Source organism: Arcobacter sp. s6 (assembly GCF_040884245.1).
In the GTDB taxonomy this organism is placed as follows: Bacteria; Campylobacterota; Campylobacteria; order Campylobacterales; family Arcobacteraceae; genus Aliarcobacter.
In genome coordinates this window covers 16,085-40,104 of the sequence record NZ_JBEVTN010000010.1, presented here as the reverse complement: position 1 = coordinate 40,104, position 24,020 = coordinate 16,085, and the positions used below count along the sequence as shown (strand labels likewise).

Here is a 24,020-nt window from a genome sequence, read left to right as displayed (position 1 = left end):
TAGAAAAAAAGATATTATTTTATATTTTTTATACAACTGTTTAAAACTATATATTTCTAATCAGATATAATTAAATTTTACAATAATAGGATTCTTTATGGAACTACACAACTATGAGTTTGATTCAAGATACAAAAAAAGCATAGCTTATTTCTCGATGGAATTTGCTATTCATCAAGCTTTGAAAATATACTCAGGAGGATTGGGATTTTTAGCTGGTTCTCATATGCGTAGTGCTTATGATTTAAAACAAAATATAATTGGTATTGGTATTTTATGGAGTTATGGTTATTATGATCAAGCAAGAAATGAAGATAGGTCTTTAAAAGCTGATTTTATTCGAAAAAATTATTCTTATTTAAAAGATTTAGGAATTTTAGCCAGTGTAACAATATGTAGCAAAGAAGTTTTTGTAAAAGCATACTACTTAGAACCTACCATATTTAACTGTGCTCCACTTATACTATTATCTACAGATATAGAAGAAAATGACTATCTATCTAGAACTATCACTCAAAAACTTTATGATGTAAATGAAGAGGCTAGAATAGCTCAAGAAATTATATTAGGTGTTGGTGGTGTTAAAGTTTTAGAAGCAATAAATCAAAAAATTGAAATTTATCATATGAATGAAGGTCATGCTTTACCTTTAGTGTATGAACTATATAATAAATATCAATCTTTAGAAAAAGTAAAAGAAAAAGTAATATTTACAACACATACACCTGAAGATGCAGGGAATGAAGAACATGATATTTACCTTTTACATAAGTTTGGTTTTTTTAATAACCTTACAATAAAAAAAGTAAGAGAAATCACTTTAATAAAAGGCGATAAATTCAATCTTACTGTTGGAGCCCTTAGAGCTTCAAAAAGAACAAATGCTGTTTCTGCCTTACATGGAGAAGTTACAAAAAGAATGTGGCAAAACTGTGAAGGTGCATCAGAAATAACATCAATTACAAATGCACAAAGTAAAAACTTTTGGATGGATAAACATATTTTAAAAGCTTTCGAAAAAGATAAGTCAAAAGATCTTATTGAAAGAAAGAAAATATTAAAGAAAAAACTTTTTAAAATTGTAGCAGATCAAACCGGAAAACTATTTGATGAAAATATTCTTACTTTAGTATGGGCTAGAAGATTTGCAGAATATAAACGTCCAGATTTAATCAAAAAGGATTTTGAACGTTTTAAAAAAATTATTGAAAATGAAACAAAACCAGTTCAAATAATTTGGGCTGGGAAACCTTATCCTTTTGATACTAAAGCTATGAATTTATTCAATGACTTGATTCAAACAAGTCACTCATTTAAAAATATGGCTGTTTTAATCGGATATGAGCTTGATCTTTCAAAAGCACTAAAATGTGGAGCTGATGTATGGATAAATACTCCAAGAATTTCAAGGGAAGCTAGTGGTACTAGTGGTATGACAGCTGCTATGAATGCTACTATTCATTTTTCTACAGATGATGGTTGGCATCCAGAATTTGCAAAAGATGGAATAAATGCCTTTACAATACCACCGATAAACCATGATATACCAATAAAAGAACAAGATGAGATTGATAATAAAAATATGATGGATATTTTAGAAAATAAGATTATTCCTACATATTATGATAATCAAAAAAAATGGTTAGAAATTATAAAAAACTCTATAAATGATATTTTCCCAACATTTGATTCTCTTCGTATGGCAGATGAGTATTATGAAAAAATGTATTTATTTGGGGAAAGCATAAAAAAGGAAGAAATAAATGAATAATGAAGATATAAATATCTTATTAGATAAAAATTTTGATTCAGTTAATAAAATAATACTTTCAAGACAAGATCCAATCACAGGTTTACTTCCTGCTAGTACTGCGATTACTGCACATGGAGATTATACAGATGCTTGGGTTAGAGATAATGTTTACAGCATACTTAGTGTTTGGGGTCTCTCCCTTGCATATAAAAAACACGCCCCTGAACATTATCGAACACATATTTTAAAACAAAGTGTTGTTAAGTTAATGCGTGGACTTCTCATGTCTATGATGAGACAAGCAAATAAAGTAGAAGCTTATAAAATAAGTCATAATCCACTTGATGCCTTACATGCAAAATATGCTACAGATACAGGTTTAGCAGTTGTAGGAGATGATGAATGGGGACATTTACAACTAGATGCAACTTCTCTTTATGTTCTTATGATTGCACAAATGACAGCTTCAGGTCTCTCTTTAATTTATACCCTTGATGAGGTAGATTTTGTACAAAATCTTGTGCATTATATTAGTAGAACATACTCTACTCCTGATTTTGGAATTTGGGAAAGGGGAAATAAGATCAATCATGGTACAGCTGAAATAAACTGTAGCTCAGTTGGTATGGCAAAAGCAGCGCTTGAGGCTATGAGTGGATTTAATCTTTTCCCTAATAGTAAATCCCAAGAAGGTGTTATACATGTAGTTGCAAATGATATTGCACGTTCACGAGCAACTTTAAAAGGTCTTCTTCCTAGAGAATCTGATTCTAAAGAAACAGATGCTGCACTTCTTAGTATTATTGGATATCCAGCATATGCGGTAGAAGACAAAGATCTAGTGCAAAAAACACGAGATAAAATTATTAATAAATTAGCAGGGAACTATGGCTGTAAGAGATTTTTACTTGATGGACATCAAAGTAGTATTGAAGATGCTTCTCGTTTACATTATGAGCCTTCTGAACTTTCTGAATTTGCAGATATAGAATCTGAATGGCCTTTATTTTTCACTTATCTTTTACTAGATGCGTTAATGCGTAAGGATGAAAAAGCTATAAATATATGGAAAAATAAGCTAGAAACTCTTTTTATTGAAGAAGATGGAGTAAAACTTCTTCCAGAATTATTTATAGTTCCACTTGAAAATATAGAAGCTGAAAAAGCAAACCCTAAGTCACAAAAAAGAATAGCAAATGAGAATTTACCTTTAGTTTGGGCGCAAAGTCTTTATATGTTAAGTGAAATGATTTTAGAAGGTATCTTAGAAATCAATGATATTGATCCTCTTTCAAGACGAGAAAATATAGGTAAACAACTAACAACAACTCCATTGGTTTGTATAATCTGCGAAAATGATGGTGTTAAAGAACATTTAAGAGGTTTTAATATAGAAACCCAAACACTAAATGAAGTAAAACCACTACATTGTATGCATGCTTCTGAGCTTGCAAAAATACATTCATTACTTGGGAAAAATGAAAAACTAGGACTTAGTGGAAGAGATTTATTAACAGCAAGAACAGTAACCACTTCAAGGCTACATATTTTAGATGGAACAGGTATATTGTTTTTTCCATACTATTTTGATCCAAAAGCTTTTTATTTTGGTTTTGATAATAATTTACTTGTGGAACACTACATTTCATCTTTACGTTTTGCAGCATCATCTTGGACCCAAGAAAAAAAACCTATAATTGCATTTTTAGTAAGAGAAGATATGCTAAGAGATCACTCAAAAGAAGTTATTATTCAATTGCTTTTAGAGTTACAATCAAATTCTTGTAGCTCTGTAAAAACACAAAATGTAAAAGCAGAATCTCTACTTGAACTTGCACAAAGTGAAAGAATAGATTCAATTAAAGCAATGCAACTAGAAGAACTAGTAGTTTATGGTGTAGGTAAAAATAAAGAAGAATATGAATTAGCAGCAATTTCTCATGATTGGGCGCAAGTACGTATTATTGCTCAAAAAAATGAAAAATATGATATACGAATAGAAGATGCTTTAATAGATATTTTAATTGCTCAAAAACGTCTAGCTGTTGGACGTGCATATAGTGTAGATGCAATAATAAGCGAACCAAAAAAAGCATCTGAAATAATAGAAAGTATTTCAAAATATTGTGGAGGGAATAATGCTGAAAAAGCCCTAACACAAGAAATAATCCTGCATTTAGGTCATCTTGTTAGAAGAGAGCCTGAACTTTTTACAAATATGCTTACTTTACGAACATGGGATTGTATTCAACTTCTAGTAGGCCATGTAAGTAAAGAAAAATCTCTATCATTAGGTGATGCCTATGAAGAGTTACTAAAATATGCACCTTATGGTATCTATGATACTTTACGTTTTATTTTTAAATCATATGCTCAAGAAGTTAAAAAATTAAAAGAACTAGAAAATTTCTGTGTTTTAGGTGCTAAAAACTTAGATACATCTATACCAAAAAGAAGTGAACCAAGTGAAGTAAATGATTGGGCTTTATGGAGAGAAAAAGTAGCAATGATTGGTACTTTAAGTGAAACTTTCTATGAAGATATTTGGAATATATTAAAACAATGCAAGGGCTTGGTAATTGGAGATAAATATAGTACACAAAGTAGGATTGGTTCAGAGCTTACCCTTGAAACAACAGTAGGAGAGCGAAGTTTTGAATTAAAAATCGATTCACTTCTTCAAAGCATTGCAATTCCAGTTTACAAAAAACTAAATATCGAACTAATAGAAACTCTAATAGAACTATTTCTTGCAAATCCAAAACTATATATTCAAAATGATCTTATTTTAGATGTTTTAATAGGACATGCTGTAAGAATATCATGGATGAAAGAAAATGCTGAAAAAGAGTACGATGATTATAAAGGTGAGGCATGGAGTGCTTTTTATAAGCTTTCTGTTCAAGAAGTACAAGAAAATTTTATTGAAGCATTTAGCTTCTTAATGAAAGAAGAGGATTTAAAATGATATTAGCAGGTGATATTGGTGGAACAAAAACAAATTTAGCTCTTTATAAATACGAAAATGATGCTTTAGAAATACAATCACAACATCAATTTACATCACAAAAATATGAAAGTTTTTCAGATGTAATACAAGAGTTTATTTCAGCTTATAATATTCAGAATATAGAAGCTGTTTGCTTAGGAATTGCTGGACCTATTATTAATGGTGTTTGTAAAACAACAAATCTTCCTTGGGTAATAGACACAAAAGAGCTTCAAAAAGTATGCAATACTTCAAAAGTAAGACTACTAAATGACCTTGAAGCCACAGCTTATGGAATGCTTTATCTAAATGAAGATGAGTTTGTAAATATAAATCCAAATGCAAAAATAACTCAAGCAAACAAAGCAGTAATAGCAGCAGGAACAGGACTAGGAGAAGCAATACTTTTTTATGATGGACAAAACTATCATCCAATAGGATCAGAAGGTGGACACTGTGATTTCGCACCTTTAGATTCATTACAAGATGAGCTCTTAGTTTGGATGAGAAAAAGATATCCTGCGCATGTAAGTATAGAACGATTAGTTTCAGGAATAGGAATCTATACTATTTATGAATTTCTAAAAGAAAGAAACTACAAAGAAGAATCAGAAATGATGAAAGAAATAAGTAAAGCCGAAGATAAAAATGCAATGGTTACACAAGGCGCTTTAAAAAATGATTCTTTATGTTTAGAAACAATGAAGGTTTTTGTAGAGATATACGCTGCTGAAGCTGGAAATCTAGCATTAAAATCCCTATCTTTAGGTGGAATTTATATAGGTGGGGGAATTGCTCCAAAAATCTTACCTTTTTTAACTGATGGTAATTTTTTAAAGGCATTTGCTTCAAAAGGACGTTTTAAAGAAACACTTATGAATATGCAAATAAAAATTTCATTAAATCAAAACACAGCGCTTTTGGGAGCTGTTCACTTTGCAATAGATAAAGTTAAATAATAAAGTATGTTCTAAAAGGATATTTAAACAAAAATACATCATAAACTAACATATCCACAATAGACAAGCACCCTATTTTTAGATAAAATCGTTTATGAAAAAATTTATACTAATACTGTTTTTAATAACACTACAATTTGCAAACGCAAAAGATGATACGATTTTGTTTTTAGGAGACTCCCTAACTGAAGGCTTGGGAGTTACTAAAGAAGATGCTTTTCCTAAACTTGTTGAAACTATGATTCAAAACGAACTTAAAAAAGATGTCACTGTCATAAATGGAGGAGTGAGTGGTTCAACCACTAGTGATGGTCTTGATAGGCTTAAATGGTATATGAAAAAGAAGCCTTCTATAGTTTTTTTAGCACTTGGTGCTAATGATGGGCTTAGAGGTTTGGATTTAAAACAAAGCCAAGAAAATCTTGAAGAAATTATAAAATATGCACAAGATTCAAATGCAAAAGTTTTACTAGCAGATATGCTAATACCACCAAACTATGGCCCTGAATACTCTGAAAACTTTAGAAAAATGTATGAGCAGTTAAAAGACAAATACAAACTAAAAAGTATGCCTTTTTTATTAGAAGGTGTTGCTGGAAATAAAGAGTTAAATCAAAGAGATGGAATACATCCAAACGAGCAAGGACATAAGATTATTTCTAAAAATGTTTTTGAATTTATGAAGGAAGAATTATAATGTTAAAACTACAATCACTTAAAAAATCTTATGAACAAGGTTCACAAAAAGTCGAGATATTTGAGAATCTAAATTTTCATGTAAAAAAAGGTGAAAGAGTTGCTATCATGGGAAAATCAGGAAGTGGTAAGTCTACCCTTCTTTCCCTTATTTCTGGAATTATAAAACCAGATAGTGGTGATATTTTATTGAACTCTATTTCTTATAAAGATTTAAAAGAGAGTCAATTAAATGATTTTAGAGCTACAAATATTGGCTTTGTTTTTCAAAATTTTCATTTAGTTTCTTATTTAAATGCTCTTGAAAATGTAATGCTTCCTGCAAAAGTTTGTGGTATCTCAAATCCTAAAGAAAAAGCTATTGAGCTTTTAAAAAGTGTAGGTCTTTCTCATAGGCTTGGCCATTTACCAGGACAACTAAGTGGTGGAGAAAAACAACGTGTTGCAATCGCAAGGGCTTTGATTCACAATCCTAAGATAATCTTAGCAGATGAACCAAGTGGAAACTTAGATGAAGAAACTGGAATTGCTGTAATGGATAAGCTTTTTGAGCTAATAAAGCAAAATAACACTACTTTGATTTTGGTAACTCACTCAAAAGATGTTGCAAATCGTTGTGAAAAAACTTTTGAACTAATACATGGAAATCTAAAGCAATGTTAGTTCTTGAATTAGTTTTTAAAGCCCTTGCCAGGTCCAAGTCATTTTCTTTGATATTTATATTGAACTTTTCACTTGCTATTGCTTCACTTTCTTATTTACAATTTTTTAAAGGAAGTATCGATACTTCTTTAGAAACAAAAGCAAAGAGTTTACTAGGAGCTGATTTAGTAATAAGCTCTAGATTTCCTATAACTCCTGAGCAAATAGAAGATATCAAAACAAAAGTTCCTCAAATAAAAAGCTTCAATCAAGGTATTTCAACTGTTTCAATGATAGCTTCCCAAAAAAGAGCTAGATTGATGGAGCTTGTAAAAGTGGATATTGGTTTTCCGTATTATGGAGGATTAGTTTTTTCTGATAAGTCTGTTTATCCAAATGGTGTAGAGTTACCAAAAGAAAATGAAGTTTGGGTTTATCAAGAGGTTTTAGATTTACTTGATTTAAAACTTGGTGAACAGTTAAAAATTGCAAATGAAAACTTTACTATCAAAAAAGTCATAGAAACGGATAGCTTAAAAGCTGTGAGTTTTAGTGGATTTATGCCAAAAGTTTATATTAGTGAAGAAGGTCTGAAAAAAACAGAGCTTTTACAGTTTGGTTCAACTGCTAGATATAAGTTAAACTATTTATTCCAAGAAGAATTTACTAATGATAAATTAGAAGAAATCGAAAATACTTTAGAAAAGCAAATGGATCAAAATCTAAGAGCACTTTCACCAAATGATGGAAAAGATAGATTGTTAAGTGTATTAAACTTTATTACAAACTTCTTATCATTGGTTTCTCTTGTTTCATTCTTTTTAGGTCTTGTTGGTCTTATATATTTATATTCAGGATTTTTACGTAAACATCAAAATGATATAACAATTTTAAGTGATATAGGTCTTAGTAAAAGAAAATTAACTTTTGTATATCTTTTACACCTATTTATACTTATCATTGTTTCATCTATAATTGTATTTTCACTTATTACTATAACAGCTCAGTTTTTAGGGCCTATCATACAAAAACTTGTGGATTTTGAGTTTGATTTTACACTTGATTATTTCTTCTTTTTAAAATCATCTTTACTTCTTTTAATATTGAGTTTAAGTGTAGGTCTTCCTTTGATTTTGCCGATGTTACAAAGACAAAGAAGCAGTTTCTTTAAAATAATTCTTAGTTTTGTACCATTTTTAGCAATATTATTGCTTTTATCAAACTTTGTTACACCTGCAAAAAACATAGGATTTTTCTTTGCAGTAGCAGTGTTAGGTTTAATCATTTTATTTTTTGCTATTGGTACTTTTGCTTTAAAAAAATTTGATTTTTCAGGACATTTGGAGAACTTATCTTTATCCTTGGCTATTAAAAATATAACTAGACAAAATAGAACTTCACTTACTTTATTTACAGCTATTCTTTTGTGTACGACATTTTTTAGTCTTATTCCTCAAGTTGGCTCTTCTTTATCTACTGCTTTAACTTCAAGCCTAAATGAAAGACCTCGTTTTTTTGTAATTGATGCAAAAGAAGAACAAATAAAAGAGCTTGAAGAACAAGTAAATACAGAAGGTGCAAAACTAGAAAATATCTCACCAATGATCAGAGGAAGAGTTATAAAAGTAAATGATATTGATTTTACAAAACACTCTACCCTAAAGGGTGATGAAAAACTAAAAGCAGATAAAAATGAACTAAAAAACAGTACAGTAAATCTATCATATAGATCAAAACTAAAACAAAGTGAAGAGATTGTTGAAGGAGTCGAATTTAGTGGTGTGTATGACTCAAAAGACTTCTCAAAACCAATAGAACTTAGTGTTGAAAAAAGATACGCAGATAGAAGAGGTATAAAACTAGGTGATCGCATAGTTTTTGATGTTTTAGGTTTAGAAATAGAAACAAAAGTTGTAAATATAAGAACAGTTGAGTGGGTAGAGTTTGTACCAAACTTCTTTTTTATTTTACAAGAAGGAGCACTTGATGATGCTCCTAAAACTATACTTGCCACTATCTCTTCAGGGGATTATGATGCTCAACAAATGCTTTTAAAACTATCAGATCTATTCCCATCTTTAACTATTATTGATGTAAAAAGTTTATTTGAAACATTTGCTGATCTTGTAAAAAATGTTACTAAGATAACAGATAATATGAGTATTTATTCTATTGTTATTGGTCTTCTTATGAGTTTTATTATTATTCAGTATCAAATGAATTTACAAAAAAACAATATTCTAAGACTCAAAATGATTGGAGTTAAAAACAAAACCATAAGAAACTCTTTTTTAATAGAATTTGGTTTAATTTCTTTGGGTGCTAGTTCTTTAGGAATTGTTTTTGGAAGTATTGCTTCTTACTTTATAAGTGCCCTACTTTTTGAGTCATATTGGGATTTTAGAGCTGATATTCTAATAATGTACTTTTTATTTATACCTATTTTAACAATTTTGATTGTAAGCTTTTTTACATCAAAAATGATTCATCAAAAAGAAAACATTCTTTTTGGTGAATAACTCTTTTAGAGTGTAGATTATGTCTATGCTCTTTTAAGTGATGGCCAAGTTCCAAAAGCTTGTTTTTCAAGCTTCATTTGTCCATCTTCATCTTTATATATATTTATCCATGCTTGCCAGTTTTTTTCATCCATATTAGGATAATCAAGTCTAAAATGACTACATCTGCTTTCTTTTCTCATAAGTGAAGCTTCTAGTTTCATTTGAGCGCTAATAATCATATTCTTTGTTTCATGGGCAAGTCTTAATTCATGCATATCAGATGCTATTAATAAAGGCATATTTTGATCTTTTAGCTCTTCTATGTAAGCTAATGCACCTTTTAAGAGACTCTCTTTTTTGATATATAAAACAAAATTTGGAATCATAATTCCTTGAAGAGTTTGAGTTACCCATGCAGGTGAAAAACCTGATTCTCTTTTAAGTGGTGCTAGTATCTCTGTTTTTATTGCTTCTACTTTTTGTGTTGATATATCTGTAAATTCAATCTCTTTAGAATAATTAGCAGCAGCTTCACCTGCAATTGCTCCTTGAACAGCAGAACCTGCTAAAGATGAACCTATTTGTGTATAAATTCCACCTGACATATAAGAACCAAGTGCATCACCTGCAGCGTATAATCCTTTTATAGTAGATTCACATTTATCATTTATAGGAACTAAACCTTCTGATTTATGAATTGATAATCCAGCACTAGAACCACCAACAGCTGCGCCTTGTGGCATTCCAGGACCTGCGCCTTCTTTTTCATCTCGTGGAGGTCTTCCTTCTGGTCCACCTTCTTTATTTCCACCAGGTGGTGGTCCACTTCTTTTAAATTCCTCAGGAACAAATGGGCCACCCATAGCTACAGTTGAGCTGTCTTTACTTGGAGGTCCCATTTGCACAGGTCCACCTTTGATATAAGCTGTATAATTTAAATCTACACCTAAATCATGGTGAATATCAACACTTGTAGTGCTAGGTTTTTGCTCAAACATTCCATGCCAATTATCAAAACTAGCAGCTGGATTTTTCTCACTTCCTGGATGTCCATCATTCCACTCTTTTCCAGTAACTTTTGCTCCAATTTCATAAGCCATAATAGTTCCATCATGGGTTAAATCTCCAATAGGAAAGCCATTTGGCTTAAACCCACCTGCTCCTGTACATAAAACTATAGTTTTTGCTTTGAAAATTATAACTTTGTCTTCATCTACACTAAAACCAGCAGCACCAATGATATGACCATTTTCTTCAATCAAATTTGTTATCATAACACGCTCAATTAAAGGAATATTTCTCTCATTCATAGGTTTTGAAAAAGAAACATTATATAAAGGAGAATCAAAAAATCCCCATTGTCTCAACTCTTCTACTCTTGCATATGAATTTTTTACTAGTTGTTTAGTAAAAACTGGATTATTTGTACCTAGTGCTGACCTTGATACTTTTGCCACAAATTCATCCATAGATAATTTTTCTTCTGATTCATCATAAGAAAATATACCTTTTGCAAAAGGTGTTTGTCCTGAACTTCCAAGTCTTCCTTTAGAAACCATCATTACTCTAGCACCTGCATCATGAGCTTTTACACTTGCAAATAATCCAGCCATTCCTGAACCTATAACTAAGACATCTGTTTCATACTCTTTATTCAAAATATCCTGAACTGCAATTGTTGGCTCATTTTTAGCATAACCTTTAGAAAAACCTAATCCTGCTAATGACATCATTGCAATTGCACTTGAAGATAAACCTAGAAATTTTCTTCTGCTTATTTTTTCATCATTTATTTCATTCATAAACTTTTTCCTACTTTCTCATTTTTAAAAAAATATAATTTTCCTAATAAATAAACAGCAATACAAACTAATAAAAATATAAAGAAAATCATAATTTCGTTCATATGTCGTCCTAAATCTATAACATGCCAAAGTGCTGCTACTACAAATACTACAGATAAAATCATATGTAAAATTCGCCATTTAGTATAAGTCATATTTAATTTATCTTTATAATATGATGTTAAAAGTAAAGCTAACATTACACACCAAGCGATTAATCCAAAAATTATTCCTATACTTTTAAAATCAGTAATCATAAGCCATAAAGCATAAAAAGGATCTACTCCTGCTTCAAAAAATCGTGGTAAAATAATCAAAAAAGGATGAATAAAAAATATAGTAATAACAGCATATCCAACAATTTTATGAAATTTTATTATTTTAATCATCTTATAAATTTTTATAAATATTTTATTTGATCTATTTAAATAAAATTGTCCAAGAAGAGAAAAAAATCCTATAATTACGAGTACTGAAATTGATTCTTTCAGAAGTGTTCTTGAAGGAAGTTCTTGTAATGAAAGAATAAACAATGGGATCGCAACAAAAATAAATAAAGATATTAGAATGTATTTTAATTTGATATTATTTTGCATAATCAACCCCACGACACAACAACAGGTATAGATTTATAAGGTGTTATTGTAATAGCATCCACAGGACAGTACATTCTACATAGATGACAGATTTGACAGTCTTCTACATATTTTATAAATGCTTTTTTCGTTTTAGCATCTAATCTGATTACATCAGTAGGACAAGCTTTTATACACTCTTCACAACCGATGCAACCATTTATTTGTTCAATTGCCATAATAAACTACTATCTTCTCTCAGGAGCATTTTTATCAGGTCCACCCTCTGGCATGCAAACAAAATATTTTTCATCAGGAGTATGCATACATTTTCCACTTAATGTACCTTTTGGAGTTTGTATTGAACATAATGATTCTACATCTTGTCCAACACAAACTTCTATTGCTTCTTTTGGTGGTTCTCTTTGTTCAGAGGCTGCATAAATCACACTACTTAATGTCATAAGAAGTAAAGTTAAAGTTAAAGTTTTTTTCATAATTATTCCTCATATTATTTATATATGAGAATTATAAAAAGCAAGATTTAATATGTCTTAAATAAAAAGTAAATGAAAGTAAACAGTTAAGAGAAATTGATAAAATTATAAATTGATTTTGAATATATTCATATCTTCAAGATATTCATATCTTAATTCCATATTATGAATACTTAAAATTTCTGACACAATATAAAGACCAAGACCCATTCCATGGTTTTTATTACTTGTATCATTGTGATATGGTTTAAAATATTCTTCTATTGGCTTATGAAGTTTATCTCCTTTTGATATTATTAATATTTCATCTTTATTTAGGGTTATTTTAACTTTTTTATCACTTGAATATTTAATACCATTATCAAGTAAGTTTTTAATAGCAAGTGAAAATAAATCTAAATCCACTTTTATCATGGAATCTAAAATATTTTCAATTTCTATTTTATTTTGTGGCTTCTCTAACATCATCATATCAATTGATTTTTCTAAAACTTTATTTATTGAAATAGGAAATTTATTTATTTTATAGTTTTTAGAAACAATTTGTTCTATCTTAGAAAAATCATTTATTAAAAAATTTAATTTATCAAAAATATTTATCATTCTATCTTTTTGCTTATTATCATCAATTAATTCACTAACAATTCTTCCTTTTGCAATAGGAGTTTTTAGTTCATGCATTACAGTTCTTAAAAATAATTGTCTTGAATTTAACAATAAAGCTATTTTTTTTACAGCACTATCAAATTCATTTGCAACATCTGCTATTTCATCTTTTTTATTACTTTTACAATCAATTTCTAAATTTCCTTTTGAAAAATTTTGAATCTGCATTTTTAAATTTTTTAAAGGTTTTAAAGATTGAATAATCCATAAAAAACTTAATGTAAATATAATAAAAACTATTCCTAAAATCCAGAAGCCTAAATATTCAAGGGAATATGTTCTTGAGTCTTTAAACAAAATTCTAAAATCTGGAGTAACTATAATCATATAAAAATTATCTTCATTTTTAATAATATCAAATCCTGGTCCAGAAGATACATTAACAGAATTGTAAATTATTTCTTGAGGATTTATCTCTGCTTTAAAATTTAATTTATTTAAATAAGATTCTATTTCTTGAGGAGACAATCTATTTTCATGAATATATTTTGTAACTTCTACATAATTATCTCTAATTTGTTTAAGCAATAAATTTTTTTGATAAGAGTAATAAGATATAAAAACTGCAAGAAATAACACTATTGATATTATAAATACGAAAACTATTTTAGTGAATAATGAGTTAAAATTCATTGTGATATTTTATATCCCAAACCTCTAACAGAGTGAATATATTTAGGTTTTTTTGAGTCATCATCTAATTTAGTACGAAGTCGTCCTATTATAACATCTAAACTTTTACTATAACTGTCTGTTAAACTTTCACACTCATTTACAATTTGATCCCTTGAAACAATTGTATTTTTGTTTTTTAATAAACAAATCATAACTTCATATTCAGCATGTGTTAGATTTAGCTCATTTTCTTTAAAATAAATAGTTAAAGAAGATTTATCATATTTAAAAACACTATTTTCTTCGACTTTATTAGATTTTTTTGATCTTCTTAAAAGACTTTGAATAACAGCATACATTTCTTTTGGATCATAAGGTTTTGGAAGATAATAATCAGCACCAATTTGAAGTCCCATGATTTTATCTGTTACATCACTTCTAGCACTTGAGATTATAATTGGAATATCATAGCTTTTTGAAATTTTTTCACAAACTTCAAGTCCATCGATTCCAGGAAGTGTTAAATCTAAAATAAGCAAATCGTAGTTTGAAATTCCAGCACTTAAACCTAAATATGGATCTTCATAATTTGTGATTTTTATATTATATTTGTCCAGATATTCACCCAAAAAGAGTGAAAATTCTGGATCATCTTCTATCATTAAAATATTTATCATATTACTATAAAATTAACCATAAAAAGAAACTGATTTATAGTTACTAGTGTCACTTAAAATATCACTTAAAGAAGCTTTTAAAAGTGTGTTAGTTTCTGATTGAGTGTAACCACTATCTTCACTTGAATATTTATCCAATAAATTCATAACTTCCTCTTTACTACTATCATTTAGACTTAAAATTCTACTAGTATAATCCATAATATCTGATGTTGAAAACGAAGTCGATGTTTCATCTTCATCATCAGAACTTAATAAAGAATCTAATAATGTAGAAATAGAGCTAACTTCTTCCTCACTTGGAGGTGGAGGCATTCCACCTTGAGCACCAGCACCACCAAGACTGCCAACTTCTTGAGCACTAAAACCTAATTCAGCCATTGCACTTTCTAAATCAGAAGAAGGCTCAATTCCTGCTTCTTCAAAACTTTTGATAATACTTTGCGCATCACTAGCACTTAAATTACTAGAATCATAATTCTCTAGAACTGAAGATATAGTATCTAATTGAGCTGAAGTCAATGAACTTGTAGAACTAGAACTACTTGTACTTTGTGCTAATTCTGCCATAATTGTTGAACTTGAAGATATACTATTAATCATGAATAAATCCTTTTTCTTAATTTACTGTTATATTATGTTATCAGTTTAAATATAATTTAAATACAAAGTAAATGAAAGTAAATAGTATTAATCATTAATAAATTATTATCTCATTGCTCTGTATAAATCTTCAATTTCTGGCAATTTACTTTTTTCAAATTTTCTTCTACAAGACATATAACATATTTGTTTATTTTCATTTAAATAGGGATAAACCGTTGCATAAACCCAGTAAAAACCACCACTTTTAGTACTATTTTTCACATATCCTTGCCAAACGTTTCCTTCTTTGACAGTTTTCCATAAATCTTCAAAAGCAGCTTTTGGCATCTCTTTGTGTCTAACCAAATTGTGAGCTTGTCCAATTAGTTCTTCTCTTGAATAACCAGCAACTTTACAAAATTCATCATTTACAAATGTTATTATTCCTTTTTCGTTAGTTTCGCTAACGAGAAATGCATTATCATTCAAAACTGTTTCACTCATGCTTTTTCCCTTATATCTTATTACTACAATTTATTTCTCTGATTTTATCTAATTTATCAAATACAATTTCCATATTCTTTTCTATATTTTGTGTTACTGCAAAAATTTGTCCATTGTCATAGTTTTGTGCATATAAATCTATTGTATCTTGAACCATTGTATGAACTTTTTGGTGAGCAATTTTTAATTCTTCCCAATCTTTTGATTTTGCAAAGTCTTTATCTTCATTTGCATCTATCCATTTTCCTAAATTACATTGGTGATGGTTTGTTACTTTAAAAGTATGATTTGATTTACATTGAACAAAATTTGTATTTTTGAAATTAATATGATCTGATTTTAATTTATTTATATCAATGATTAAATTTGTATCACACACTCTTTTATAAGCACTTCTATCGAAACTTGTTTGATTTATAGTGTTTTCTAAATTTTGAACTAAATTTGATGTTCTTGTTGCCATTTCACTAATACTTGAAGCTAGAAGGGCATTTTCTTGAGTAGCTTGGTCTAAAGAATTAACAGTATCATTAATTTGTGTCATTGCATTTTGTGTCTCTTTTGAAGCATTTGCAACATCATCAATTAACTTAGTAGTAATCACAATATTTTCTTTTAAATTATTAAACCCTTCAATCATTTTTGATGTAATATCTTTTCCATCCTTTGCTTTACTTGTTGCATTTTGAACTAGATCTTTAATCTCTTTTGCAGCTTCTGCACTTCTTGAAGCTAGATTTCTAACTTCTGCTGCAACTACTGCAAATCCTCGTCCTGCTTCTCCAGCAGTTGCTGCTTCTACAGCTGCATTTAAAGAAAGAATATTAGTTTGAAAAGCAATTTGATCAATCACTGTAATTGCTTCATTAATTGCAATCACTTGACTATTAATTTGATCCATTGATAGTGCAGTTTCTTCAGCTAAATTTTTACCAACTTCACTTGATTTTGTTACATTTTGAGCATATTTTGACATTTTAAAAGCATTTTCACTACTTCTTGATACTGTTGCTGAAATTTCTTCAATTGCAGCTGCTGTTTCTTCAAGTGATGCAGCTTGAGTATTTGAAGAATTACTTAATCTATTAGATGCATTTTTAAGTTCATTTGAGCTTTGCGATAATTCATTATTTGCTTTTTCAATCAAACACATAATTTCATTTATAGAAGATTGAGTAACTCTTGCACCACTTAATAAAGAGGCTATCATTCCTGTTAAATTTTCAATATGAGGAATTTTATAATCATATTTTGCAGTTGCTAAAGCAACTAAAGTTTCACTTAATATTGTAAGATTACTTTGCATCCTTCCTATCATAGAGTTTATTTCAATAACTAATGATGAAACTCCTTTAGAGTGAGCTTCTCCTTTTATTCTGTCATTTAATAATCCAGCATTTACTTTTCCAATAATTTGTCTTGATTCATCAATTACTAATTGATCTTGAAGAATACCTTTTTCAATAGTTTCTAAGTAATTATTAAAGCTATTTACAACATCACCTATTTCATCATTTGAAGTTACTTTTATTTTTGAATTGTCAGAAGAATCATTATTAGCAATAGTATCAATAGAATTTTTTAATTCAAGAATTGGATTTAAAATACTTCTTCTCATATTTAATAATGAAAAAATCATACTAATAACCAAAGATACCACTAAAATAATCAATGCAATCCAAATAATATAAGATGTATGATCAATATTAATTTGAACTTTTTCAATAGGTTCTGCACTAAGTGCAATTCCTAATTTTTTATTATTAAAATCAGTTATATTAATATATGTATAAAAATATTTATCTGAAATATAGTAATCATTTGCAAGTAATTCTTTAAAATCGAGTTTTTTAGCATCTTCTAAAAAATCTTTATTTACGAATTTTTGAGAAATAGTATAATTTGCAAGTTTTAAAGTCTCATCAATAGCCTCAACAGCAGCAGCATTATCCATTAATAATAGAAATCCATTCCCATTTTTATCAAATTCTTTTGCAACTGAATTTATACCTTGCATAAATTCCAATGAACCAACATGATTATTTTTATTATCAAAAATTGGAACAACCGATCTAATACTAAGTCCAGCCTTCCCAACTTCAAATGTATTTACAGCTTCTTTTGTACTATTTACTTTAACAACACTTGCTCTGAATGGGCTTAAATCATCACCAAACTTATCAGTTTTCCAAGATCTTAAAAAAGAGTGTGAATCTTTTGTATGAATATGAATTTCAATATTATTAAAAGGTGTTGATTTTTTCATATTTTCAGATAGTGTTCCCAATGCATCTATAGCTAGTTGTCTATTATTAGAAGATAATGATTCTTTTATTGAAGAGTCATTTGATATTGAAACTGCATTTGAAATACCAACATCTAGTTTTCCATCAATATTTATAGTAGAAATACGTTTTAATTCTGTTTTAACATCTGTATAAACTTCTTGTGTAAGTTTATTTTTATAAATATTTAAAATAAAATAACCAATAATTAACATTACAATTGTTACTAAAACAGTAACCGTTGTAAACTTCCTTGCGATACTCATACTTTTCATTATTTCCCCTAATAATATAAATATAATATTTTATTATAGCTATTTATTAATAAAATATTATTATATTTTATAGAACTTCTTTATTAAAGGTTATTTTAAAACATGCACCATAATATTTAAAATTATTAAATGTAAAATCTTCATTATAAACAAGTATATTTGCATGATACTTGTCTCTTAAAATTTTATTTACTATAGATAAACCTAATCCTGTTCCAAGAGATTGATGTTTTGTTGTGAAATATGGTTCAAATATTCTTTCAATGATATCCTCAGATATTCCTCCTGCACTATCTTTTATACTTAATTCTAATGCATCTTTCACTTTTTTAATTGATACAATTATATATCGGTTTCCTTCTTTAGTATTTTCTATTAGTGCATCTTTTGCATTATTTATAATATTTATAAAACATTGTATTAATTCATTTTTAATAGCATGAATAATTATATCATCTTCATAATCAACTATTATATTAATATAATTATTTTTCAGTGAAGCTTCAGTAAGGTGTATTGCAAAATCAAATGCATCTTTCACACTTGTTAACTCTTCAGTTTTATCATTTTTAATAAAATTTCTAAAATCATCTATTGTTTTTGATAAGTATTGTGCGCTATTATTAATACTATTCATACTATCTATTAGTATTTTATCATCTAATACTCCATACTCTTTTTGAAATAGAATTCCTGTGGAAGCCGTAGAAATAACACTTAAAGGTTGTCTCCATTGATGTGCAATATTACCTATCATTTCACCCATAGAAATTAGTTTTGATTGTTCTTCAATAAATTTTACATCTGATACATTTTTTGTAACCATTAAAATTCGTTTTTTATCAGGTAATAAACTAACAGACATATTTACATAAATTATGTTATTATTTTTTGTTAAACATCTTTTTTCAAAATTAATTATAAAACTATCTTCTATTATTTTTTTTAATGTCTTTATTGATTTTTCTTTATCTTCAGAAATTGTAAGCTCAATACAAGATTTAGTTAATAGTTCTTCTTTTGAATATTCTAACATCTCACAATAAGAGTTATTACAGTTTAAAAAATTTGATTCTAAATCTACTATTGCGATACCATCTTTAGAAAAATTAAAAATAGTTTCAAACTCTTCTTTTTGCTCTAATATCTTATTTTGATATTCTTTGATATCAGAAATATCTCTAGAAATACCAAGTACTCCATAAATACTTCCATCAATTAAAACAACTTTTGTTTTAATTGTATGTGAATATTCTGTATGTCCATCACTAGAAAAAGTTAATTCTTCATAATTTGATAAGGGAATATTACTCTGCATAGCTTTTAAATCATGTTCTCTAAAAAACTCGGCAAGTTCTTTATTTACAAAATCTTCATCAACTTTTCCAATTATTTGACTCTCTTTTGCACCATAAAAATCTTCAAATCTTTTATTACAAGCTAAATATTTACCATTTTTATCTTTTATCCATAAAAGATCAGGTAAAGAATGAATTATTGTTGATAGTTTACTTTTTTCTAATTCTTTCTCAAGTAGTATCTCTTTTTCAGAAGTACAATCAGAAAGATATCCTATAAAATGGCTTACATTCCCTTTTTCATAAATAATAGTTACATCAATTTTAATCCATTTATAAAAACCTTTAGAATTCATAATCCTATAAGGTTCATGGGTGAATTCAAGTTTTTTTTCATTTACATTATTTTTAACTTCATTCAGAACTCTTTTTAAATCATCAGGATGAATTAAATTAGAATAAATAGTTTTTTTATTCATAAAATTTTTTTGGCTAAAACCCAGAATTTTATTAATATTTTTTGAGATAGTTTCTATAGTATAATGTTCATCATTTTTCCAAATAACAACAGATACAGCTAAAGAATTGAAAAAATCATTTTCAATTAACTCTAAACTTGCAGATAATAATTTAATATTTGTCATAAAAAACCTTAAAATACTTTTATTACAATATATTATCTATATAAGAATAATTTTACAATAAATTATTAGGGATTTATCTTGTAAATAATAATTTGAAAAAAAAATGAAACAATTAAATTATATTAATTATTTCATTTCTATTTCTTTATCCCATAGGATAAAGAATATCTTTTTGAATCTCTTCAATTTTTTTCATTAATTCATCATCTATTTTAAATTTAAATGCTGCTAATGACTCATCTAGCTGCCCTACTGTTCTAGCGCCTATTATAGTAGAGGCTACAAAATCAAAATGTTTTGAATAAGCTACAGCTAAAGTCACAGGTGAGATTCCATATTGCTTTGCAAGTTCAAGGTATTTTGCAGTTGCTGCCTTTGTTTTATCATTTACAAATCTTGAAGCTTGTGCTTGAACTCTTGGGTTTTCATGTTTCATATATGCGCTAAATCTTGCATCATCTGGATAGAAAGAGTTATTATATTTTCCGCTTAAAACTCCTCCACCAATAGGTGAATATGGTAAAAGTGAGATTTTTTCATTTTTACAAACTGTTGATAATTCATCTAAAAATCTTGGATTTAAAAGTGAAAAATTGTTTTGAATTGATTCAAATCTTGCTAAATTTTTATTTTTTGAAGTCTCATTTGCTTTTGTAAGTCCATAAGCTGTGTCATTTGAAGTTCCTATATATCTTACTTTCCCTTCACGAACAAGCTCATCAAAAGCTTTTAAACTCTCTTCAATAGGTACAATAGTATCCGGCCAATGCATTTGGTAAAGGTCAATATAATCAGTATCAAGTCTTTTTAAACTTCCTTCAACTGCTCTTTTTATATGAAAAGAATCAATTGCTGTTAAACCATGTCTTGTTGGTGGTACAAACCATCCTGATGCTGCTCCACTAACTTTCGTTGCAAGTATTATAGAATCTCTTGCTTTTGTTTTTAACCACTCGCCAACTATTATTTCAGTTGTTCCTTCATATGATTTTTTAGGTGGAACTGGATAAAGCTCAGCTGTATCATAAAAATTTATTCCACTTTCATAAGCTTTATCCAATATTTTAAAGGCTTCTTGTCTTGATGAGCTTGAACCAAAAGTCATAGTTCCCATACAAATAGAACTAACTCTTAATCCACTTTTTCCTATATATCTAAAATCCATAATATTTCCTTCAAATTTTTAATAAAAAATATTATAACGATTTTAAAAAAACAGATGGATTAAATTTTACTCCATTATACAAATTTCTTTTTTAGTCATATGAATAATTGTTTGTCTAGCAACTAAGATTATAATTATAGTTGTTACTAACATTAAAATATAAGCTAAAAGTCCATAAAAAAACTTATGAGTTAAATCATACATCAAAATTGTTGCTAGTGTTATAGCAGCCATTGGGAAAGTAAATGCCCACCATGATATAAAAAATTTAATATTTATAAAATTTTTATACATAACAAATACTAAAATTGTAAAAAATAGTCCCAAATTAAATAAAATTTGAGCAAAAAAATCTAAACTTCCAGTTAATTTTACATAAGAAATAAACCCAATAGCAGGAGGTGCAATAAGAATAAAAAGCGTTGGCATAAATTTAGGTGCAAATTGATTATGAAAAATAATTCTATTTAAAATAATAGAAAATAATATAATCCAAAAAAATATTCCTATTGAAAAATAAAAATATAAAACCGTATCATCAACAAATCCTTTTCCAGCAATTGGAACAATTAAATTTCCAACAATAGGAATAAACCAAGCAGGATTTGAGTGTTGCATTTCAAGGTTGTTATTTATCCAAAACTTAATAGTATAAAAAGTAAAAAATATATGTAAAATAGCCCCAACAATAAAAAATATTTGAGCTAAAGAATCAAAAGTATTTCTATAAATCATTGATAAAATAAGTATTGAAATAGAAGAAGCTGCAAAAAAATTGATTCTAATTGGGTGCGAAAATTCTTTTTTCACTTCATTTTTATGCTTCATAATTTTTGATAAATAAAAATACAAAATTATAAAAAATATAATTGTTGTACAAAACATCATAAGCATATAAATAATTGAAGGAAGATATAAAGCTTCGCTTACTTTTTTATATACTAAAGTTAAACCTGCCAATCCCATAACAATAGCAAACATCATTATTGGGAAAAATTGTAATCTATCTGAGGGGATTGATTTTATCATCTCTTCTTGTTGCATTATTAAATCCTATTAAGAATAATTTATTATAATTAGAAAAAATTAAAAGGCAAACTTTGGCAAAAGATAAAAACTCAATAATTGATTTAAGTAAAGAGAATCTAAGTTTTGAAGAAAGAAATCAAACCATCAAACTACTAACTTTTAGAACCCAAACTATGTGTCTTGATATTGCAATTTATGAAAAAGATAAATTTATCAAAAATAGCACTATGGTCTTTGCACATTTACCAAAAAAGTTAAAAGCTAAGCTAAATCCAACTAGCAAATAAAAATTTTTTCTAAATATTTTCATAATTATAACTTATAAAAATTAAACCTTGTTTATATATTAATAAGAAAAAATTATAATATTTAAAAAATGTCAAGAAATTGTAAATAAAATACTTGTAAAAAAATTTGCACTTAAAAAGTATAATTGACATTTATATAATAAAAAATTTATAAACTTCAATTTACAGGAATTAAAATGAAACTATATGCTCCTTGGGAAAAAGCTTTCAAAAAAGTATCAACTCCATTTGAAGAGTTTTTACATGCACAAACTACAACAGGTTTGATATTAATTGTAATGACTATTATTGCATTAGTATTAGCAAATACCTCTTTGTATGAAACATATTCACACTTTTTTCATATGAATATTGATTTTAATGTTGGTTCATGGGCCCTTTCACATTCACTACATCATTGGATAAATGATGGTCTTATGGCAATATTTTTCTTTCTAATTGGTCTTGAAATAAAAAGAGAGATAACAGCAGGTGAGCTTTCTAATTTAAAAGTTGCGATATTACCTATTTTAGCAGCAATTGGAGGAATGGTATTTCCAGCACTTATTTACACAAGTTTAAATTATGGAACAGTTGGAAGCGCTGGTTGGGGAATTCCAATGGCAACAGATATTGCCTTTGCAATTAGTGCTTTAGTGTTATTAGGGAAAAGAGTACCAACAGCTTTAGTTACTTTTTTAGTTGCCCTTGCTATTGTAGATGATTTAGGTGCAGTGATTGTAATTGCATTATTTTATACAGATACTATTAATATGATGGCCTTAGGTTTAGCTGGATTAATGTTTGCGCTTATGCTTGCATTTAACAGATTTGGTATTCATATGATTTTACCTTATTTTATTGTTGGATTATTTATGTGGTTTTTTATGCTTGAATCAGGTGTTCATGCTACAATTGCTGGAGTTTTAGCAGCACTTGCAATTCCGTCAAGACCGAAAAGAGTTCCATCTACTTTAACAAAAGAAGCAAAAGTCTTATTAGAAGAGTATGAAAAATATCCAGTTGGAGAGGATTATCAAATAAATGAAGAACAAAAAAGAATATTAACTGATATTAGAAACAAAATAAACGAAGTAGAAACTCCAGCAGCAAGATTAGAACATAATTTACATCTACCTGTTGCGCTTATTATCATCCCAATTTTTGCATTGGCAAATGCAGGTATAAAAATAGATTTTAGCTCTATTAGTACAACAATTGTAGAACCTGTATCGTTAGGAATTATATTAGGTTTAATTTTTGGAAAAGTAATTGGTATTTTTGGGGTTTCTTATGTAGCTGTGAAATTAAAAATTGCTCAGTTACCAAAAGATAGTAATTTAAGTCAAGTATTTGGAGTAGCATTTTTAGGTGGTATTGGATTTACTATGTCTATATTTGTAGCTGATCTTGCATTTATAAACACTCCTGAATTAATTTTACAAGCAAAAATTGGAATCCTAAGTGCTTCTTTATTTTCAGCTTTATTTGGGTATCTTTGGCTAAGAACAATTAGTAATAAGTAAGGTATAAA

At 28.1% G+C, this 24,020-nt stretch carries 20 protein-coding genes; 8 read left to right on the top strand and 12 right to left on the bottom strand.

The genetic code is table 11. The annotated features are described in order from the left end of the window. The first annotated feature begins 97 nt into the window (after positions 1–97). The 6 genes from glgP (at position 98) to ABVS04_RS07385 (ending at position 9,558) form a co-directional block, all read left to right on the top strand. Positions 98–1,771, top strand: coding sequence for an alpha-glucan family phosphorylase (gene glgP / locus ABVS04_RS07410; protein ID WP_368030043.1), 1,674 nt, complete (start codon positions 98–100; stop codon positions 1,769–1,771). Next, positions 1,764–4,721, top strand: a complete 2,958-nt coding sequence (locus ABVS04_RS07405; RefSeq protein ID WP_368030042.1) for a glycoside hydrolase family 15 protein — start codon at positions 1,764–1,766, stop codon at positions 4,719–4,721. Before glgP ends, ABVS04_RS07405 begins: the two co-directional genes overlap by 8 nt. After that, a complete protein-coding gene (glk, locus tag ABVS04_RS07400; protein WP_368030041.1) occupies positions 4,718–5,701 on the top strand; it encodes a glucokinase in 984 nt (327 codons plus the stop codon). Before ABVS04_RS07405 ends, glk begins: the two co-directional genes overlap by 4 nt. A gap of 94 nt (positions 5,702–5,795) precedes the next feature. Then, complete coding sequence (locus tag ABVS04_RS07395; protein WP_368030040.1) at positions 5,796–6,398, top strand: arylesterase; 603 nt, start codon at positions 5,796–5,798, stop codon at positions 6,396–6,398. Further along, positions 6,398–7,060, top strand: coding sequence for an ABC transporter ATP-binding protein (locus ABVS04_RS07390; RefSeq protein WP_368030039.1), 663 nt, complete (start codon positions 6,398–6,400; stop codon positions 7,058–7,060). Before ABVS04_RS07395 ends, ABVS04_RS07390 begins: the two co-directional genes overlap by 1 nt. Positions 7,061–7,107: 47 nt before the next feature. Then, positions 7,108–9,558 carry an ABC transporter permease gene (locus tag ABVS04_RS07385; protein WP_368030038.1) on the top strand — a complete coding sequence of 817 codons (2,451 nt, stop codon included), beginning with the start codon at positions 7,108–7,110 and terminating at the stop codon, positions 9,556–9,558. A 23-nt stretch (positions 9,559–9,581) separates the two neighbouring features. On the opposite strand, the gene ABVS04_RS07380 is transcribed toward ABVS04_RS07385, so the two are convergent. From ABVS04_RS07380 to ABVS04_RS07325, 12 genes are all read right to left on the bottom strand, one after another. After that, complete coding sequence (locus tag ABVS04_RS07380; protein ID WP_368030037.1) at positions 9,582–11,342, bottom strand: FAD-binding protein; 1,761 nt, start codon at positions 11,340–11,342, stop codon at positions 9,582–9,584. Then, positions 11,339–11,980, bottom strand: coding sequence for a ferric reductase-like transmembrane domain-containing protein (locus ABVS04_RS07375; RefSeq protein WP_368030036.1), 642 nt, complete (start codon positions 11,978–11,980; stop codon positions 11,339–11,341). Before ABVS04_RS07375 ends, ABVS04_RS07380 begins: the two co-directional genes overlap by 4 nt. Before the next feature lie 2 nt (positions 11,981–11,982). After that, positions 11,983–12,198 carry a ferredoxin family protein gene (locus ABVS04_RS07370; protein WP_368030035.1) on the bottom strand — a complete coding sequence of 72 codons (216 nt, stop codon included), beginning with the start codon at positions 12,196–12,198 and terminating at the stop codon, positions 11,983–11,985. 9 nt (positions 12,199–12,207) lie between these two features. Next, positions 12,208–12,456 carry a hypothetical protein gene (locus ABVS04_RS07365; protein ID WP_368030034.1) on the bottom strand — a complete coding sequence of 83 codons (249 nt, stop codon included), beginning with the start codon at positions 12,454–12,456 and terminating at the stop codon, positions 12,208–12,210. Between the two features lie 105 nt (positions 12,457–12,561). Next, positions 12,562–13,755, bottom strand: a complete 1,194-nt coding sequence (locus ABVS04_RS07360; protein ID WP_368030033.1) for an ArsS family sensor histidine kinase — start codon at positions 13,753–13,755, stop codon at positions 12,562–12,564. Continuing rightward, entirely contained in the window at positions 13,752–14,414 is a 663-nt protein-coding gene (locus ABVS04_RS07355) for a response regulator transcription factor (protein WP_368030032.1), read from the bottom strand. Before ABVS04_RS07355 ends, ABVS04_RS07360 begins: the two co-directional genes overlap by 4 nt. A gap of 12 nt (positions 14,415–14,426) precedes the next feature. Further along, entirely contained in the window at positions 14,427–15,017 is a 591-nt protein-coding gene (locus ABVS04_RS07350) for a hypothetical protein (RefSeq protein ID WP_368030031.1), read from the bottom strand. A 105-nt stretch (positions 15,018–15,122) separates the two neighbouring features. Further along, the gene (locus ABVS04_RS07345; RefSeq protein ID WP_368030030.1) at positions 15,123–15,503 is read right to left on the bottom strand and encodes a PAS domain-containing protein; all 381 of its coding nucleotides are present in this window, start codon (positions 15,501–15,503) and stop codon (positions 15,123–15,125) included. Positions 15,504–15,513: 10 nt separating this feature from the next. Then, entirely contained in the window at positions 15,514–18,063 is a 2,550-nt protein-coding gene (locus ABVS04_RS07340) for a methyl-accepting chemotaxis protein (protein ID WP_368030029.1), read from the bottom strand. 67 nt (positions 18,064–18,130) lie between these two features. After that, positions 18,131–20,005 (bottom strand): PAS domain S-box protein, encoded by a 1,875-nt coding sequence (locus ABVS04_RS07335; RefSeq protein WP_368030028.1) that lies wholly within the window; start codon positions 20,003–20,005, stop codon positions 18,131–18,133. Between the two features lie 145 nt (positions 20,006–20,150). Next, positions 20,151–21,170 (bottom strand): aldo/keto reductase, encoded by a 1,020-nt coding sequence (locus ABVS04_RS07330; RefSeq protein ID WP_368030027.1) that lies wholly within the window; start codon positions 21,168–21,170, stop codon positions 20,151–20,153. Between the two features lie 66 nt (positions 21,171–21,236). Then, on the bottom strand, positions 21,237–22,214 hold the full coding sequence (locus tag ABVS04_RS07325; RefSeq protein ID WP_368030026.1) for an SLAC1 anion channel family protein: 978 nt from the start codon (positions 22,212–22,214) through the stop codon (positions 21,237–21,239). Positions 22,215–22,270: 56 nt separating this feature from the next. On the opposite strand from ABVS04_RS07325, the gene ABVS04_RS07320 reads away from it, so the two are divergent. Both ABVS04_RS07320 and nhaA read left to right on the top strand, forming a co-directional pair. After that, positions 22,271–22,486: a malate dehydrogenase gene (locus ABVS04_RS07320; protein WP_368030025.1), complete on the top strand. Its 216-nt coding sequence runs from the start codon at positions 22,271–22,273 to the stop codon at positions 22,484–22,486. 197 nt (positions 22,487–22,683) lie between these two features. Next, the gene (gene nhaA, locus ABVS04_RS07315; RefSeq protein WP_368030024.1) at positions 22,684–24,012 is read left to right on the top strand and encodes a Na+/H+ antiporter NhaA; all 1,329 of its coding nucleotides are present in this window, start codon (positions 22,684–22,686) and stop codon (positions 24,010–24,012) included. The last annotated feature ends 8 nt before the right edge of the window (positions 24,013–24,020 follow it).

Coding starts and splice junctions, on each gene's coding strand:
- ABVS04_RS07355 (WP_368030032.1), bottom strand. CDS start 14,414: ATGATAAATATTTTAATGATAGAAGATGATCCAGAATTTTCACTCTTT.
- glk (WP_368030041.1), top strand. CDS start 4,718: ATGATATTAGCAGGTGATATTGGTGGAACAAAAACAAATTTAGCTCTT.
- ABVS04_RS07340 (WP_368030029.1), bottom strand. CDS start 18,063: ATGAAAAGTATGAGTATCGCAAGGAAGTTTACAACGGTTACTGTTTTA.
- ABVS04_RS07360 (WP_368030033.1), bottom strand. CDS start 13,755: ATGAATTTTAACTCATTATTCACTAAAATAGTTTTCGTATTTATAATA.
- ABVS04_RS07380 (WP_368030037.1), bottom strand. CDS start 11,342: ATGAATGAAATAAATGATGAAAAAATAAGCAGAAGAAAATTTCTAGGT.
- ABVS04_RS07390 (WP_368030039.1), top strand. CDS start 6,398: ATGTTAAAACTACAATCACTTAAAAAATCTTATGAACAAGGTTCACAA.
- ABVS04_RS07405 (WP_368030042.1), top strand. CDS start 1,764: ATGAATAATGAAGATATAAATATCTTATTAGATAAAAATTTTGATTCA.
- glgP (WP_368030043.1), top strand. CDS start 98: ATGGAACTACACAACTATGAGTTTGATTCAAGATACAAAAAAAGCATA.
- ABVS04_RS07370 (WP_368030035.1), bottom strand. CDS start 12,198: ATGGCAATTGAACAAATAAATGGTTGCATCGGTTGTGAAGAGTGTATA.
- nhaA (WP_368030024.1), top strand. CDS start 22,684: ATGAAACTATATGCTCCTTGGGAAAAAGCTTTCAAAAAAGTATCAACT.
- ABVS04_RS07325 (WP_368030026.1), bottom strand. CDS start 22,214: ATGCAACAAGAAGAGATGATAAAATCAATCCCCTCAGATAGATTACAA.
- ABVS04_RS07330 (WP_368030027.1), bottom strand. CDS start 21,170: ATGGATTTTAGATATATAGGAAAAAGTGGATTAAGAGTTAGTTCTATT.
- ABVS04_RS07350 (WP_368030031.1), bottom strand. CDS start 15,017: ATGATTAATAGTATATCTTCAAGTTCAACAATTATGGCAGAATTAGCA.
- ABVS04_RS07365 (WP_368030034.1), bottom strand. CDS start 12,456: ATGAAAAAAACTTTAACTTTAACTTTACTTCTTATGACATTAAGTAGT.
- ABVS04_RS07345 (WP_368030030.1), bottom strand. CDS start 15,503: ATGAGTGAAACAGTTTTGAATGATAATGCATTTCTCGTTAGCGAAACT.
- ABVS04_RS07375 (WP_368030036.1), bottom strand. CDS start 11,980: ATGCAAAATAATATCAAATTAAAATACATTCTAATATCTTTATTTATT.
- ABVS04_RS07335 (WP_368030028.1), bottom strand. CDS start 20,005: ATGACAAATATTAAATTATTATCTGCAAGTTTAGAGTTAATTGAAAAT.
- ABVS04_RS07395 (WP_368030040.1), top strand. CDS start 5,796: ATGAAAAAATTTATACTAATACTGTTTTTAATAACACTACAATTTGCA.